Origin of the sequence: Lelliottia nimipressuralis (genome assembly GCF_004115925.1) — a bacterium.
Taxonomy (GTDB): domain Bacteria; phylum Pseudomonadota; class Gammaproteobacteria; order Enterobacterales; family Enterobacteriaceae; genus Enterobacter; species Enterobacter nimipressuralis.
Genome location: NZ_SDDX01000014.1, coordinates 82,577 through 97,913 on the forward strand (window position 1 = coordinate 82,577; position 15,337 = coordinate 97,913).

Genomic DNA, 15,337 nt, shown 5'->3' on the forward strand with positions numbered 1-15,337 from the left:
GCTATCGTTATGCAATTCGGCCCTTTGCACCGCGCCGTTTAGTAGTATAAATACGCATTACTTCTTTCATTCACTTCATGGATGCTTTTCGTTGAAACGTTGTCTGCTTTCCTTCGCCGCGCTGTGTGCGGTGAGCCTAACGTCTGTCCAGGCTGCCCAGCCGCTGACGGCACCTGTTTTCGCTTCTGATATCGCGGACCGCTACGCCAATCTTATCTATTACGGCAGTGGCGCAACGGGTATGGCGCTGGTCGTGATTGATGGTAATCAGCGTGTGTTTCGCAGTTTTGGTGAAACGCGTCCTGGCAGCAATGTCCGTCCACAGCTTGATTCGGTCATTCGCATTGCCTCTTTGACCAAGCTGATGACCAGCGAAATGCTGGTGAAGCTGCTCGATCAGGGCGTGATCAAACTCAACGATCCCTTAAGCAAATACGCACCACTTGGGTCGCGCGTGCCTTCTTATCAGGGGACACCGATTACGCTGGTGAATCTGGCGACGCACACCAGCGCCCTGCCGCGTGAACAGCCCGGCGGCGCGGCGCATCGCCCTGTTTTCGTCTGGCCGACGCGCGAACAGCGCTGGACCTACCTGACAAACGCCACGCTGAAATCCGCGCCTGGTGCTCAGGCCGCCTATTCGAATCTGGCGTTCGATCTGCTGGCCGATGCGCTGGCGACGGCATCAGGAAAACCTTATACCCAGCTGTTTGAAGAGCAGATCACACGGCCCTTAGGGATGAAAGACACCACCTTTACGCCGTCTCCCGATCAGTGCAAGCGCCTGATGGTGGCGGAGAAAGGGGCAAGCCCGTGTAATAACACTCTGGCAGCGATTGGCAGCGGCGGAGTTTACTCCACGCCCGGCGATATGATGCGCTGGATGCAGCAGTTCCTCTCGTCCGATTTCTACGCCCGCAGCAATCAGGCCGATCGCATGCAGACCCTGATTTATAAACGCAATCAGCTTCATCGGGTGATTGGCATGGATGTTCCAGGCAAAGCCGATGCGCTGGGCATGGGCTGGGTCTATATGGCTCCAAAAGATGGACGTCCGGGTATTATTCAAAAAACGGGCGGCGGCGGCGGATTCATCACCTATATGGCGATGATTCCGCAGTCAAATGTCGGTGCGTTCGTGGTGGTCACCCGCTCGCCAAATACCCGGTTTATCAATATGAGTGATGGGATCAATAATCTTGTGGCCGAACTGAGCGGAAATAAAGCCCAGGTCGTTCCCGCATCCTGATCGAATTAATATTCCGCGGGCAAACGGTTGATGCTAACCAGTTTGCCCCGGTTCATATTAATATAATTACCCTGGCGTAAAGCCGACAACACCTCCGCCACAACGGAACGCGAAATACGCGTGCTGCGCTGAATATGATTCATCACACCAATTTTAGAACGCAGTGTTTCATCCCATTCCGCCATATCCAGTAGCATGGCACGAATCTGGCTGTAGGAGTTATTTCCGACCAGCTGCATATCCCGCTTTTCTAATATTCGGTTTATCCATGACAGCCAGCAAAATGCGTCATGCCAAAGATGAGATTGCTGAATAAGTTGACGGGCAGTGACGGCCGGAAGATAAAAACCACTGCAGGATGAGTGTGCCACCATCGTATATTCCTGCTGATGTTCCATCATTCCCGCCGTGAGGCCAAGAATGAAAGGGGTTGTCACTATTCCGAGGAGAAGATCGTCGGGCCGACGATGGATTGCCACTATTCCCGTCTGTATGACAAAGGTATGTTGTTCTTTATCGAAGCATTCATGGTAAATAATATTATGCGCAGAGGCTTTAAAGGGTGTGCTCTCGGCTTTCAGACATTGCTCGAGCCGTTTAAATTCAGAAAGGGGTTTCGCATCAGGATTCATACAGACCTCAAGCTATCCTTACTTATCGGTGCTGTTTCATTATTGTCGTTATAGTTAAAAACGCGGGGAGAGGAACCTCCCCGCGATTCAGGCATTACCAGGTGTATTTCACACCCAGGTTTGCGCCCCAGTTTTGGTCAACATCGCCGCCACCAAGGTAATTAGCTTCCGTATAGGTGCTGAAGTTTTTGGTGAAGCTGAACTGAGTGCCCAGTCCAACACGCACAGCAGACCCTTTCACGCCGTTGTCGATGCTGTCGCCGTTGATATCCGCATCGTTGCTTGCATCGTCATAAACGTATGCCAGCGTGAAGTGCGGAGTCAGTGCCTGCTCGCCACCGTAGTTGAAGGTATAGCCCGCATCGATACCTGCTTCATAACGCATGCTGTCGTAGGACTGACCGTCCATACGCATGTCGTTGCTCAGCTGATAATCGTCGCCCGACTGGAACAGCCCAGACACAGCGGCGTACGGCGTGACATAACCAGAAGTATTTGGTTTCCAGTCGTAGCCCAGTTTCAGACCGAAGCCCCAGGCATCCGTGGTGGTGTTACCGTCCACATACTGGCCGTTGCTCATGGTTGCAGAGAGATCGTTATTGAAGCGGGTATAGCTCAGTGAGCTATCAATAAAGACATTGTTAGCAAAGTACGCGGATGAGTAGATCATCGCCGTCTGGCTATCCTGATCAACCTGACCAGAATGATCGCTCACGTCGCCTTTCGCGAAGCCTGCTGCACCACCCAGGATCCATTTAGCGTTATTGCCGTCAATCTGCGTGTCCAGACCAACCATTACGCCGTTAACATCCTGATCGTAGCTGATTTCGCCGTTATCGCCGTCGAAGTTGCCACCGAAGTAGCTCACCCACGCGCCGCCTTTGTCTGCCAGGCCATGACGGCTATTGGTCAGACGATTACCCACGGCATCCTGCTCCAGATTCCAGATATTGGTGTTTGCAGAAGGAATGCTGAGCGCCATGTTCGCGTAGTCAGTCAGCTCTTCCTGATGCAGCACCACGCTGTCGCCCTGCTGCTGCGCCTGGTAGGTGTAAGCGCCCAGATCGGCTTTGTTGGCTGCAGTGAAGGTCGCCTGGGTGTCTGTATTGTTGTCATAGACGCGAATGACTTCATTGCCTTTATAGTCAGCAATGGAACCTGCACCCGTCGCATTGTCGATACGCACTTTGTAGTTACCTGCGGCTTCGCCGTTCACCGCCAGGTGGCCGTCGGAGTTCAGTGCAACCACGCCGTAGTCGTAATCGGCTTTGCTCTTATCGTTGGTAACGTAACGAGCGTTGTTCAGGTCGGAATTCAGCACGTAGTCACGGCTCGCCACGTTCAGCACACCGCCATCCGTCAGCACCATGTTGTGCGTATCAACCTGACCCAGACCAAGCGCCAGTTCCGCACCGTTATCCACGGTAATGGTGTTGGCATACAGCTCAGCGGTCTCTTCCGTCAGCGCAGCCTGGCTGTAGCTGTCGAGATAGAGACTGTTTGTTGCCACGCCACCGCTATCGCCAATATTCAGTGATGAGCCGTTGGTGAGGGTGATGCTGTCAGCCAGCAGGCCAGAGTTTTCAACATTGACCTGTGACTGGTTTTTCACCGCCAGCGTGTCGATGTTGGAGAGCTTACGCGTGTCCCACTCAGACGCGTTGTCCAGAGTGATGTTAAACAGGCCGCTCTGATAAACCTCTTCACCGGCGACATGGGCGTTAGTATCGTAGGTTGAATCTGGCCAGATGCTATTTGGTGACAGCGTAGTCCAGTCAACGCCGGTATAACCCAGACCGTACATCTGTGCAGTACCGATAGCTTCAACGCTGGACTGTGCTGCCCCAACCCACTTACTGCCGTTGGTTAAGGTCACATCCAGTTTATCGGTGCCATCCCAGCCGTTGGTAGTTGGGTTATAGACGCCATCGTCTGTCGTATCCGTCGCCGGATCGCCGTTTTCGAAGAAGTTGTTATCGAAGGTGCTGGAGAACAGGATGTCGCCTGTAACGGTGGAGTGATCAAACGTCGCGGTGGTCTGCATGGCGTTGTCTGCACCGCTTGATGCAACGATCAGCGCTGCATCGTCCGCCGCTGTGGCATTGGTTTCGCCATAGTCACTCGGCTTCGCACTTTGGCCATAAAAACCGTTGGTACCCAGATCGCTGTAAGCACCGGAAGTCAGTACGGAATCTTTCACCACCAGCGTATCCGTAAAGACATGGTTGCTATTGGCTACCCCTTCAACGTCATCATAAGGCGTATTATCAACCTGCTGATAACCCTGAGTCAGGGTAATGCCCGCAACGTGGGAGTTATTCTGGATAACGATATCGGATTCAGTGTCCAGCGTAATGGCATTACCTGCGGCATAGGTATCGAGATAATGGGTTTCGGTTTTATCACCATTCACAACGTCATAAGCATAATGCTCATAGGTATCATTGATGGTGGAATTATCTACCGTCAGGCTGAAACGATCGTACTGAGAATGTATCGTACCGTCCGCATCTAATCCCTCTGCGCAGGTGTCAGACTTGCACTCAGAGGTGATCATTCCATTGATGGTGCTGTTTGAAATGCTCAGCGCATTGGCACGACCACCCACACCATCGTCCAGATAGTACGTGGAAATAACGCCATTCACGGTGGATTTATTGATGACAGGATAAATATCGCCATCGTGGCTGGCGTCTGAATATCCCCAGTCTGCATACCCGTCAAACCAGGGAGTAGAGACCGTGTTGTCATAGCCGAAGGTATTATATGTTGTACCGGAAATGTCCTTAGCATTAGCCTGAGAAGCGATAGCCAGCGTGCAGGCTAATGCAATTTGAGATACGGCGAGTTTCTTTTTCCATGTTTGCATTGAGTCAATCCCTCCTCAGGGACGTAAGCAAGTTTGTCCGTAAAAACACAAGTGCAACTAAATATCGTGCGGTGGGAATTATGCGACCTCACTTCAAAAAGGTTCAATGAATGATTCCATTAAGTCCGTATCCAGACAAATAACAAAAAGAGTTCTGCAGATATAAATAAGAAATTATCAAAACGTCATAAACACAATGAATTACACGCGTTTTCACCCATATTAATTAATATATTTAAGCCCAATGAAATATGTCAGGAAAATAGGAATGGCAGCACTAAGAAATATCATGAATAAATTAAAGGCTTTGCTGAGTTTACTTTCAAATAGAGAATAACCGGATGCCCTTGCTCTGCTGGCAACATTTTTCCCTGCACTTCTCACCGCTTTTCTAACAAAACCACCACTTTCGTAAAACAGCGAACGGTCATTTCAGGTACAATATGCGCTATTGTTCTACAGACATCAGGCATCCCATGACCGATTTAATTGCACGTCCCCGTCGCCTGCGCAAATCCCCCGCGCTGCGCGCTATGTTTGAAGAGACAACACTCAGTTTGAACGATCTGGTGTTGCCGATTTTTGTTGAAGAAGAGATCGATGACTACAAAGCCATCGACGCCATGCCGGGCGTTATGCGCATTCCGGAGAAACACCTGGCGCGTGAAATTGAGCGCATTGCCAACGCGGGCATCCGCTCGGTGATGACCTTCGGGATCTCGCACCATACGGACGCCACCGGCAGCGATGCGCTGAAGGAAAACGGCCTTGTGGCGCGCATGTCGCGTATCTGCAAAGAGGCCGTGCCGGAAATGATCGTCATGTCCGACACCTGTTTCTGCGAATACACCTCTCACGGCCACTGCGGTGTGCTGTGCGATCACGGTGTGGATAACGATGCCACCCTGATTAACCTCGGCAAGCAGGCTGTCGTTGCCGCCGCAGCTGGCGCAGATTTCATTGCGCCTTCAGCGGCAATGGACGGCCAGGTGCAGGCGATTCGCCAGGCGCTGGACGCGGCTGGATTCACCGATACCGCAATCATGTCCTACTCCACCAAATTCGCCTCTTCCTTCTACGGCCCATTCCGCGAAGCGGCTGGCACTGCGCTGAAGGGCGATCGCAAAACCTATCAGATGAACCCACTCAACCGCCGCGAAGCGATCCGCGAGTCTCTGCTGGACGAAGCCCAGGGTGCCGATTGCCTGATGGTCAAACCAGCCGGGGCATACCTGGATATCCTGCGCGACATCCGCGAGCGTACCGAGCTGCCGCTGGGTGCCTACCAGGTGAGCGGCGAATACGCGATGATCAAATTTGCCGCGCAAGCGGGTGCGATCGATGAAGAGAAAGTGATCCTCGAAAGCCTGGGTGCGATCAAACGCGCGGGCGCAGATCTGATCTTCAGCTACTTCGCGCTGGATCTGGCCGAGAAGAAAATCCTGCGTTAATTCGCCCATGTGCCGGGTAGCGGCTTCGCCCTGCCCGGCCTGTTCCTGCCCCTACGAAACTTCATCAAACTGCCATACAAACGACATCGGGTGCTTCTACTGTCTCGGCAAGACGACAGGAGAAACCATCATGTTCAGTCTCGATAGCGTTCTTGACGATCTCTGGCCTCAGGCGAAGCCCGCCCCCTGGCAAAAAAGCCTGTTAAAAAAGCTGTTCTACGAAGACGAGTTCCAGCAGTTCGCCGCCCGACACCGTCACCTGAAAGGGCTGGATATGGTGGAGCAGATTCTGGAACATCTGGATATTCTCTGCACTCTCTGCGCACGCGACCTCGAACAGATCCCCGAATACGGCCCGCTGATTATTATTGCCAATCACCCTACCGGCACGCTGGATGGTCTGGCGCTGCTGTATGCGGTTTCCCGCGTACGTCGCGATGTGAAAGTGGTCACCAACCGAATGCTGACGCACCTCGAACCCCTCAGCTCGCTGTTTATCCCGGTGGACAACATGGGCGGAAAAACGGCGAAATCGTCGCTCGTGCAGATGGAAAACCACCTGCAAAACGCAGGTGTGCTGATCTTTTTCCCGGCAGGCGAAGTCTCACGCCCGACCCGCAAGGGTATTCGCGATAAAAAGTGGCATTCTGGCTTCATCAAACTGGCCAGCAAACTGCGCGCGCCGCTGCTGCCCATTCATATTCAGGCACATAACAGTGTGCTGTTTTATGCCTCCACGCTGGTCTCACCGACGCTTTCGCTGCTGCTGTTAATGCAGCAGATGTTCCGCCGCCGCCACAGCACCTTACCGATAAAAATCGGCCAGCAGATTGCATGGAGCTACTGGTTCAGTTCAACCCTTTCACCCCGTGACATGGCCGAGCAATGCCGCCAGCACGTGATGCGTCTTGGCAAGGGATTGCCGGGGAGGTTCAAAACCCAGTGCGCTATCGCCCGCCCGGAAGATCGGGCCACGCTAAAACGCGAGCTGGCGCTGGCTGAATGCCTCGGTAAAACCGCCGATGGGAAAGGGATTTATCTCTGGCAACGCGACGGACAAGAGGACGCGCCCCTGCTGCGCGAACTGGGGCGTTTACGTGAGATCGCCTTTCGCGCCGTGGACGAGGGCAGCGGTAAACGTCGCGACACCGACAGTTACGACGATGATTATCTGCATCTGATCCTGTGGGATGACGAAGAGCTGGAAATTGTCGGCGCCTACCGCTTTATCCCCACCGCAAAACAGCTTGCGCACCGCGGGCTGGAGGGTCTTTACAGCTACAGCCTGTTTCACTACGACGACAAAATGCAGGACGTGCTGGAGCACGGCATCGAGCTTGGCCGCAGCTTTATTCAGCCGCGCTACTGGGGCCGCCGTGGACTAGACTATCTGTGGTCAGGGATTGGCGCTTATCTGGCGCGTTACCCGCAATATCGCTATCTGTTCGGCCCGGTGTCCATCTCCGGTGGTTTGCCTCCTGCCGCGCGGGATCTGCTGGTGGCGTTCTACCGTCTGTGGTTCCCGGCCAGTCATCCGCTGGCCGCCTCTCGCCAGCCCTATCCGGCATCATTGCCCGATGTGCTGGCGCAGTTTGGCGGCGTGAATTACGTCGAGGATTTAACAAAGCTCAAGTCGCTGCTCGGGAATCTGGGCTGCGGTATTCCCCCGCTCTACAAACAGTATTCCGAACTGTGCGAGCCAGGCGGCGTGCAGTTTATCGATTTCGGCAGCGATCCGGCGTTCAACAACTGTGTGGATGGGCTGGTGCTGGTGGATTTATGCTATCTGAAGGCGAACCGGTATCAGCGGTATATTGAGGCACATCTTTAACTTTTTTGCCGGGTGGCGGTCTTCCTCTACCCGGCCAGTAAAACGCAGGGCGGGCAAGCGTTGCGCCACCCGATACCATCACGACGCGCGATAAAATGGCTTATCGCCCAATATCGTCGCCCGCTGCATTATCCTGCGCTGCGGCAGATAATCAGCATTGGCGTAATGCTGCGTCACGCGGTTATCCCAGATCGCCAGATCGTTTTGCTGCCAGCGCCAGCGCACCTGGAACTCCGGCTTCGTCACATGTGCAAACAGGAACCCTAACAGCGCCTCGCTCTCTTTCTCGCTCAGATCCACAATTCGGGTGGTAAAGCCTTCGTTGACAAACAGCGCCTGCTTGCCAGTGACCGGATGCGTGCGCACCACCGGATGCAGCAGCGGCGGGTGTTTCGCGACCGCCTCCTGCCAGCGCTGGTGCTCTTCTTCCGTTTTGCGGTACTTATATTCCTGGAACGATTTCTTGAAATCGTGCTCCGCCCGCAAACCGCTCAGCAGCTGTTTCAGCGGCGCCGACAGCGCCTCAAAGGCGGCAATCCCGCTGGTCCATAAAGTATCGCCTCCGGTTTCCGGCAGCAGCTTGGCCGCCAGAATCGCTCCGGCGGGCGGCGTTTCGATAAACGTGACGTCTGTGTGCCAGTTGTCGTTATCCGGCGGATTATCGTTATGGGTATCCAGCACGATAATTTCTTCCACCCCTTCCGCGTGCGGATAGACCGGGTGGATATGGAGATCGCCAAAACGGAGTGCCAGGGCGCGCTGCTGCTGCGGCGTCACCGCCTGCTCGCGCAGAAAGACCACCTGATGGCGCAGTACCGCGTGGTACAACTGCTCAAACTGGTTATCACTCAGGGGGCGCGTCACGTCGAGGCCCGAAATCTGCGCGCCGATATAAGGTCCCAGCGGGGTAATGGTCAGACGTTCACTCATTGTATCTCTCCATGCCAGGGCGTCAGGCGACGCTGTAACGCGCGCAGCCCCAGTTCTAAACTAAAGGCAATCACGGCAATGACCGCGATCCCTGCCAGTACCACATCCGTCGCCAGAAATTCGCCTGCCGACTGCACCATGAAACCAAGCCCGCGCGTTGCGGCAATCAGCTCTGCCGCCACCAGCGTCGACCAGCCCACGCCTAAACCAATGCGCAAACCGGTTAAAATCTCCGGCAGCGCGCCGGGTAAAATCACAAACCACAGCACCTGTGCGCGACTGGCTCCCAGAGACTGCGCCGCGCGGATCCGCACCTGCTGAGCGCTCTTCACCCCTGCCAGCGCCGACATAGCGACGGGGGCAAATATGGCCAGATAGATCAGCAGGATCTTTGAGGTTTCACCGATACCAAACCAGATCACCATCAGCGGCAGATAGGCCAGCGGCGGCACCGGCCGATAAAGCTCAATCAGCGGATCGAGGATCCCGCGCACGGTCGGGCTTAGCCCCATCGCAATCCCCACCGGAATACCGACGATCACCGCCGCCAGCAACGCCACCAGAATGCGCCCCAGGCTCGCCGCCAGATGCTGCCATAAGGTCGCATCCATAAAGCCTTGCGGACCGGCGATGGAGACCAATTTCGTCAACACCTGACTCGGCGGGGGCAGAAACAGTGGGCTAACCCACTGCTGCGCTGCCACCGCCCACCATATCGCCAGCAACACCAGCAAGGTGCCTGCGCTCAGGGTGATCTGACGTGAAAACGGCCAGCGGAGGGTGAAACGTTTTCCGGCCCGTTTTTCGCTAAAAACAATGCTCATGAGAACGCCTCCCGCTGCTCAAATACACGGCTCAACACGTATTCGCGCTGAGCAATAAAGTGCGGATCGGATTTGATGCTGCGCACCGGTTCCCCTGCCACGTAGCGGCGGGCAAAGTCCAGCGGCAGGCGCTCCAGCACGCGGCCCGGTCCCGGTGACAGCAGCACCAGTTCGGTGGCCATAAACACCGCCTCTTCGATATCATGCGTAATCAGCAGCACCTGCTTACCCGTTTCGTGCCACAGGCGCAGCAGCAGGGTTTGCATCTGCTCGCGGGTGAAAGCATCCAGCGCGCCAAAAGGCTCATCCAACAGCAACAGCTGCGGATTGGCTGCCAGCGCACGGGCAATACCGACTCGCTGACGTTGACCGCCCGAGAGCTGCCAGATAAAGCGTTTTTCCGCCCCTTCCAGCCCCACTTTTTTCAGCATCTGGCGCGCCGTCTCAAGACGCCCGGCACGCTCGGCTCCCGCTAATTGCAGACCGAAGGCCACGTTCTCTTGCACGTTGCGCCAGGGCAGAAGCCCTTCGCTCTGAAAGACCACGCCGCGCTCGGCGCCGGGGCCTTCCACACGTTTACCTTCCAGGTGAATGGTGCCGTGCTGATACGGAACAAACCCGGCGATCAGATTGAGCAGCGTGGTTTTCCCGCAGCCGGAGGGCCCAAGCACCACCAGAAGCTCACCGCTATCCAGCGTCAGATTGATATCGTCCAGCGCAGGTTTCCCGCCGTAGCTGGCGGACAGGTTTGTAATTTGCAGCATCACGGCCTCCCGTTACTTCACAAAACGATCGGTCACGAACTGGCTGTAATCCGCCGCTACCGCAGGCACTTTGCCCTGCTCTTTCAGGAACCCGGCGGTATCGACAATCGCTTTATTCACCGGCCCGGACAGCTGCTGCACCTGTTGCGCAGGCGTCAGATAGGTGTTGCCCTTCACCAGCCCCGGCACGTCGGATTCAGGTACTCCGCTCAGGCGCGAGAGTTTTTCCAGATTGGCAGGCTGTTTCAGCCACTCATCCGGATTTTCGATATACGGCTGTTGGGCGTCGATGGCACTTTTGGCGAAGGCTTTCACCACCTCAGGATGTTTCTCGGCGAAATCCTTGCGCACCACCCAGACGTCCAGGGTCGGCGCGCCCCACTGACCCACTTTTTCCGAGTCGGTCAGCACGGTGCCGTCTTTTTCCAGTTCGTTGACTGCCGGTGCCCAGACATAGGCCCCGTCAATATCCCCGCGCTGCCAGGCGGCGATAATTGCCGGCGGCTGCAGGTTCAGAATCTGCACCTGACCCGGCTTGATCCCCCAGTGTTTCAGGGCTGCCAGCAGGCTGTAATGGGTGGTTGAGATAAACGGCACCGCAATGCGTTTACCGATCAGATCTTCGGGCTTAGTGATATTTTTCTTCACCACCAGCGCTTCGGAATTGCCGAGCTGTGAGGCCAAAAGAAACACTTCAATCGGCACCTGCTGGCTGGCCGCCACGGCGAGCGGGCTTGAGCCGAGATTACCGATCTGCACATCACCCGACGCCAGCGCCCGCACGATGCTCGCGCCGCTGTCGAACTTGCGCCAGTCGACTTTTGCCCCGCTCTCTTTGGCGAAGGTATTGTCCGCCTGCGCGACTTTCGCCGGTTCAGCGGAGGTTTGATACGCGACGGTCACATCGACCGCCTGCGCCTGAAATGCCCACAGCGCCAGTGCGCCGAGTAATGTGATACGCGATGAAATTGCCATAATGTCTGCTCCCCTCTCTTGTTATGGGAGCAGTATTTCTGGCGCGGGAATTTTGATAAAGGAATAAAAAAGAATCTGTAATTCCTAACAGTTTTTAGATAAAGAAGTGCAAAGCAAAGTGAAAAAAGAGATAACTCACCTCAGCCGCGCAGCCAGGTGTTGGGCAGAATATACTGCCGGGTTAGCAGGTCGTGACGAAACACATACTGGCAAACGCTATAGAAGTGTTTGGCATTCAATCGATGGCTCATTTTGTCGCGCAATTTATAGACCTGTTTTTGCGAGCAGTTCAGCATTTCGGCGATCTCCCCAATACACACCCCGGCCAGTAAACTCGTGATGAGGGTTCTCTCAAGCTCATTAATTTCAACGTAAATCTTACGCTGCCATTTATCAGACGAAAACGTTTCCAGTTCAGTCAGGATGTCCAATGCCACTTTCTCGCAGGAGGATCGCATGTCGACGGCCCGATCCCGTCTGAGTGTCGGCGACGCCTGACAGGTTTCATTCTCCATTTGCAGGACTAATGCCTTGGTTTTATCGAATGTGGCAGACAGCCATAAATAAGCGTTTTCCAGAAAACGTAACGGGACCCGACTATCAATTAATACTGCACATTCACGCGCGTGTTCTTTCGCGGAAATAAGCTCCTGCCAATGACGAAGCGGCAGGAATTGCTTAATTCCATCGTACAAATAGTTATCTTTTGTTATTAAAACAATTGAAGACATTCAATTACACCATCAAGCTATTCAGTAAAAAAAGCACAGGGGAACGCTGACCCTTTATATTTAAAGGGTCAGAACAGGAAATTATCAACGAAAACTACGTAGAGACAGAGTTATTCCGTTTCAGAGCACACCAATACGGTTCGCCGTAAATCACTAATATTCCAGATTTCGTTGTGTAATTTCCTTACTTTAAAGAAAAAGACTTTTTGCGCCGACGTTAATTTTTGAGACAGAACCTCAGGCAGCGTTTCGGAACTATTTTTATCAATTCCCTCGCGCTGGAATTCAACAAAAGCATGGTTACTGTCATCGGAATAACGTAGCCGCACATAACGGTCGACGATGTAGCGTTGATCACCGTAATTCACCACGCCATACTCGGTAATATAACTGCGAGCATCGGGAACAAAATGGACCGCGAGATGAATTCTGGCATCCAGTTTTTGTTCGCCATCATCCATATTCAGATTGATATCGGCGGTACAATCGAGATCGCTTTCGCTCTGCGGCACATAGAGCAGCGCACCCACAAACAACAGGATAAGAACAGCGACGAGACTAATCACCTTTAGTCGTGACGAAGTTTTTACATTCACCCAGCGCCCCTTTCACATCCAGCGTGCATTTTGCGACAATGATTTCGAGAAGATCCGTTTTTTCATGGAGCTTGCTGTCATCGTAATAAATGTTATGTGGCGTAGCGCATTTCTGTAATAACGTTGCCCCCTTGCCATCCGCGAAATAGCGCTCGACACGATTCACGTTGACGCCGTTGAAATAGTATATTTTGCACTCATTCACTTGTTTATAAAAAATGACCTCATCTCGTTTTCCAAAAAAATTAAAATACAGCGCCACCACCACGGCAATAATCATGGAAAGTGTGGCGGCTGCGCCTATCAGCCAGCTCTTATTGACACCCGGCTCGTTATCTGGCTGGGAGATGGCCTGCATCACCATATAGTCACGTGATTTCTCATTGAATTGCAGATCGTCAATCATCAGCGTAAACCCCTGCTTGGGGATTGTTTTCAGCACATCATGAATATCGAATTCTGAAAAAATTTTACGCAGTATGCTGACATTATTGTTCAGACTATTGCTCGAAGGCGTCAATCCAAAATCTCCCCATACCTTCTGCAAGAGGTTCTCTCGCGTCATGAGCTTATTATTATTCTCCAACAACACCAGTAAAAGCCGACACGCCGGATTGGAAAGCAAATGCTGATCTTTATCATCCGATATCGTCCTCTCTGCCACCTTAAAAGAGACTTTTTTGTTTATTATAAAATGCATAGCACTGTCACCAGCTCCAATATTAATCCACACTTTTTATGGCGATAATGCCAATAACCATTTTAGCGTATATGAATAGGGGTGACAAAATACCTGAAATTCAGTCAAACAAATAAACCACATTTTTTTGATGGAAATATACCATTCAGGCCGCAAGATATTGTTGTAATTGCGCTTTACTCAATGCATTTGAAAATAGATAACCCTGTTGGATCTGAATCCCCATTTCACAAAGCGCCTGAGATTGCCCTGGTGTCTCCACGCCTTCGGCAATGAGTGCGAGATTTTGTGACTGCGCAAGTCCGGCAATCAGGGAAATAATCGTCGCGGAGCACTTTCCTTGCGATAATCCCTCGACAAATAAACGGTCGATTTTTAATCCATCGACATTGAATTGCTCAATACAATTCAGATTCGCACAACCGGTTCCAAAATCGTCAAAATAGACCGCAACGTCCGCAAGCTGTAATTTCAGAATAGTCCCCGCCACTTCCGGTGTATTTGCCAGGGGCTGCGCTTCGGTCACTTCCACGACCAGCCGATATTTCTCCAGCGGCAGCGCGGCAAGAAACGAAAGGGTGTCGAAAACAAAGCCCGGTTTTTCGACCTGCGCAGGGCTTGCGTTAAATGACAGATGTAATCCCTCCGGCAGCAGCGCATCCAGCTCGTTAATATCGTCGGCCACCTGGCGCAGCAGGTGCTGGGTCATTTCCGACAGCAGCCCATTTTCTTCAAAGGCGCTGATCAGCGCCACGGGCGTTGCGTCCACATCGGCGAGAGCCCAGCGCATGAGCACTTCCAGCCCGTGAAGAGTCTGAGTACGGGCATCAATCACCGGCTGATAATAGGGGACGATCTCCCCCATCATCAGGGCGCAATAGAGATCGACGCTGTTCAAAGAGGATTCAGGTATGTTCATCATTCCACCGTGATCAGCATGATCGTTGAGCCAGAAAACTCGCCCGCTTCCGGCGTACCGTTGGTGCGCAGCACCGACTTCACCGTAACGTTGTCCCGCGCTTCGACATCCAGCGTAAAGCCCGATGTTCCAAGCACGTTGTCGTTCATATAAAGCTCAGAATAGAGGCTGCCGTCATCGCGCAGATCCACTTTGTCGGCGGAGTAAATATAGAGTTTCAGCGTTTGCGAGGTCGTGCAACTGATGCTCACATTTTCGCTCACCTCATGGCCCTCCAGCTCCTTACGACTCAGCGTGCCGTGATCGAGGGTCAGCACATCCTGATCGAAATCACAGGAACCACTCGGTGCAGGAGCGGCGCCGCAAATACTGTTTGGCATTAACGGATAATCTTGAAACGTCGAAGAGTTAATTTCCGAGGCGTTGCTGCCCAGCTCTTTCCCGGCCGCATAAAAGATCCCGACGCACTCTTCGGTCGCTACCGTCGTCCCGTTGTGCCGCGTGGTGGACGTGAAAGGCAACGCAAAGACCGTTTTCAGCTCTTTTCCGAGAGCTCCCATCGTCTCTGCCGTTAATAAAAATGGATAGTTCCCAGACCCCCACGAACGGGGCGTGTTAAGTCCAGAGGTGCCGGCTGCGTTATGCCGATGGCCTATAAAAATCGTACATGCCGTTAAGCCATAGCAGGGATTGGGGGTGGAATCCTCCTCATCCCAGTCGGAAATGGTAAACGTGTAGTCGTAGCAATAGGTCGCGATGGTGCAGGTTTCCAGCGTATCAATCCAGGTCCAGATCGACGCCGAAGCATTCTGGCTCGTGGCCAGCCCTCCCAGCAATATCATGGCGTACATCAATCGTTTCATCAG

Annotated in this window: 14 protein-coding genes; 3 read left to right on the top strand and 11 right to left on the bottom strand. The window is 53.4% G+C overall.

Annotated elements, in window-relative coordinates; all coding sequences use genetic code 11:
* The first annotated feature begins 91 nt into the window (after nucleotides 1-91).
* A complete protein-coding gene (ampH, locus tag ETG88_RS12330; protein WP_129035488.1) occupies nucleotides 92-1,249 on the top strand; it encodes a D-alanyl-D-alanine-carboxypeptidase/endopeptidase AmpH in 1,158 nt (385 codons plus the stop codon).
* Nucleotides 1,250-1,254: 5 nt separating this feature from the next.
* Here the strand turns inward: ampH and ETG88_RS12335 are convergent, their stop codons facing one another.
* Both ETG88_RS12335 and ETG88_RS12340 read right to left on the bottom strand, forming a co-directional pair.
* On the bottom strand, nucleotides 1,255-1,881 hold the full coding sequence (locus ETG88_RS12335; protein WP_129035489.1) for a helix-turn-helix domain-containing protein: 627 nt from the start codon (nucleotides 1,879-1,881) through the stop codon (nucleotides 1,255-1,257).
* Nucleotides 1,882-1,975: 94 nt separating this feature from the next.
* Nucleotides 1,976-4,750 carry an autotransporter YaiT-related protein gene (locus ETG88_RS12340; protein WP_129035490.1) on the bottom strand — a complete coding sequence of 925 codons (2,775 nt, stop codon included), beginning with the start codon at nucleotides 4,748-4,750 and terminating at the stop codon, nucleotides 1,976-1,978.
* A gap of 476 nt (nucleotides 4,751-5,226) precedes the next feature.
* Between ETG88_RS12340 and hemB the strand changes: the two genes are divergently transcribed.
* Together hemB and olsF are read left to right on the top strand one after the other, a co-directional pair.
* Nucleotides 5,227-6,201, top strand: a complete 975-nt coding sequence (gene hemB, locus ETG88_RS12345; RefSeq protein WP_100777467.1) for a porphobilinogen synthase — start codon at nucleotides 5,227-5,229, stop codon at nucleotides 6,199-6,201.
* A 130-nt stretch (nucleotides 6,202-6,331) separates the two neighbouring features.
* The gene (olsF, locus tag ETG88_RS12350; RefSeq protein ID WP_129035491.1) at nucleotides 6,332-8,032 is read left to right on the top strand and encodes a bifunctional ornithine lipid synthase OlsF; all 1,701 of its coding nucleotides are present in this window, start codon (nucleotides 6,332-6,334) and stop codon (nucleotides 8,030-8,032) included.
* Nucleotides 8,033-8,110: 78 nt separating this feature from the next.
* Here olsF and tauD read toward each other — a convergent pair whose 3' ends face one another.
* The 9 genes from tauD to ETG88_RS12395 form a co-directional block, all read right to left on the bottom strand.
* The gene (gene tauD, locus ETG88_RS12355) at nucleotides 8,111-8,962 is read right to left on the bottom strand and encodes a taurine dioxygenase (protein WP_100777469.1); all 852 of its coding nucleotides are present in this window, start codon (nucleotides 8,960-8,962) and stop codon (nucleotides 8,111-8,113) included.
* Nucleotides 8,959-9,786, bottom strand: coding sequence for a taurine ABC transporter permease TauC (gene tauC / locus ETG88_RS12360; RefSeq protein ID WP_129035492.1), 828 nt, complete (start codon nucleotides 9,784-9,786; stop codon nucleotides 8,959-8,961). Before tauC ends, tauD begins: the two co-directional genes overlap by 4 nt.
* On the bottom strand, nucleotides 9,783-10,550 hold the full coding sequence (gene tauB / locus ETG88_RS12365) for a taurine ABC transporter ATP-binding subunit (protein ID WP_102104338.1): 768 nt from the start codon (nucleotides 10,548-10,550) through the stop codon (nucleotides 9,783-9,785). The genes tauC and tauB overlap by 4 nt, the downstream gene beginning before the upstream one ends.
* Before the next feature lie 12 nt (nucleotides 10,551-10,562).
* Nucleotides 10,563-11,525 carry a taurine ABC transporter substrate-binding protein gene (gene tauA / locus ETG88_RS12370; protein WP_095280932.1) on the bottom strand — a complete coding sequence of 321 codons (963 nt, stop codon included), beginning with the start codon at nucleotides 11,523-11,525 and terminating at the stop codon, nucleotides 10,563-10,565.
* Nucleotides 11,526-11,665: 140 nt separating this feature from the next.
* Nucleotides 11,666-12,256, bottom strand: a complete 591-nt coding sequence (locus ETG88_RS12375; RefSeq protein WP_129035493.1) for a hypothetical protein — start codon at nucleotides 12,254-12,256, stop codon at nucleotides 11,666-11,668.
* 110 nt (nucleotides 12,257-12,366) lie between these two features.
* Nucleotides 12,367-12,822, bottom strand: coding sequence for a hypothetical protein (locus tag ETG88_RS12380; protein ID WP_233446108.1), 456 nt, complete (start codon nucleotides 12,820-12,822; stop codon nucleotides 12,367-12,369).
* Nucleotides 12,815-13,552: a winged helix-turn-helix domain-containing protein gene (locus ETG88_RS12385; RefSeq protein ID WP_102104339.1), complete on the bottom strand. Its 738-nt coding sequence runs from the start codon at nucleotides 13,550-13,552 to the stop codon at nucleotides 12,815-12,817. The genes ETG88_RS12380 and ETG88_RS12385 overlap by 8 nt, the downstream gene beginning before the upstream one ends.
* Nucleotides 13,553-13,697: 145 nt before the next feature.
* Nucleotides 13,698-14,474 (bottom strand): EAL domain-containing protein, encoded by a 777-nt coding sequence (locus tag ETG88_RS12390; protein ID WP_129035495.1) that lies wholly within the window; start codon nucleotides 14,472-14,474, stop codon nucleotides 13,698-13,700.
* Complete coding sequence (locus tag ETG88_RS12395; protein ID WP_129035496.1) at nucleotides 14,471-15,334, bottom strand: MrpH family fimbial adhesin; 864 nt, start codon at nucleotides 15,332-15,334, stop codon at nucleotides 14,471-14,473. Before ETG88_RS12395 ends, ETG88_RS12390 begins: the two co-directional genes overlap by 4 nt.
* Nucleotides 15,335-15,337 lie beyond the last annotated feature (3 nt).

Excerpts from the sequence above, each read along its gene's own strand:
- ETG88_RS12335 (WP_129035489.1), bottom strand. The coding sequence starts at position 1,881 with ATGAATCCTGATGCGAAACCCCTTTCTGAATTTAAACGGCTCGAGCAA.
- ETG88_RS12375 (WP_129035493.1), bottom strand. The coding sequence starts at position 12,256 with ATGTCTTCAATTGTTTTAATAACAAAAGATAACTATTTGTACGATGGA.
- tauA (WP_095280932.1), bottom strand. The coding sequence starts at position 11,525 with ATGGCAATTTCATCGCGTATCACATTACTCGGCGCACTGGCGCTGTGG.
- tauB (WP_102104338.1), bottom strand. The coding sequence starts at position 10,550 with ATGCTGCAAATTACAAACCTGTCCGCCAGCTACGGCGGGAAACCTGCG.
- ETG88_RS12395 (WP_129035496.1), bottom strand. The coding sequence starts at position 15,334 with ATGAAACGATTGATGTACGCCATGATATTGCTGGGAGGGCTGGCCACG.
- hemB (WP_100777467.1), top strand. The coding sequence starts at position 5,227 with ATGACCGATTTAATTGCACGTCCCCGTCGCCTGCGCAAATCCCCCGCG.
- tauC (WP_129035492.1), bottom strand. The coding sequence starts at position 9,786 with ATGAGCATTGTTTTTAGCGAAAAACGGGCCGGAAAACGTTTCACCCTC.
- ETG88_RS12390 (WP_129035495.1), bottom strand. The coding sequence starts at position 14,474 with ATGATGAACATACCTGAATCCTCTTTGAACAGCGTCGATCTCTATTGC.
- ETG88_RS12385 (WP_102104339.1), bottom strand. The coding sequence starts at position 13,552 with ATGCATTTTATAATAAACAAAAAAGTCTCTTTTAAGGTGGCAGAGAGG.
- ETG88_RS12340 (WP_129035490.1), bottom strand. The coding sequence starts at position 4,750 with ATGCAAACATGGAAAAAGAAACTCGCCGTATCTCAAATTGCATTAGCC.
- tauD (WP_100777469.1), bottom strand. The coding sequence starts at position 8,962 with ATGAGTGAACGTCTGACCATTACCCCGCTGGGACCTTATATCGGCGCG.
- olsF (WP_129035491.1), top strand. The coding sequence starts at position 6,332 with ATGTTCAGTCTCGATAGCGTTCTTGACGATCTCTGGCCTCAGGCGAAG.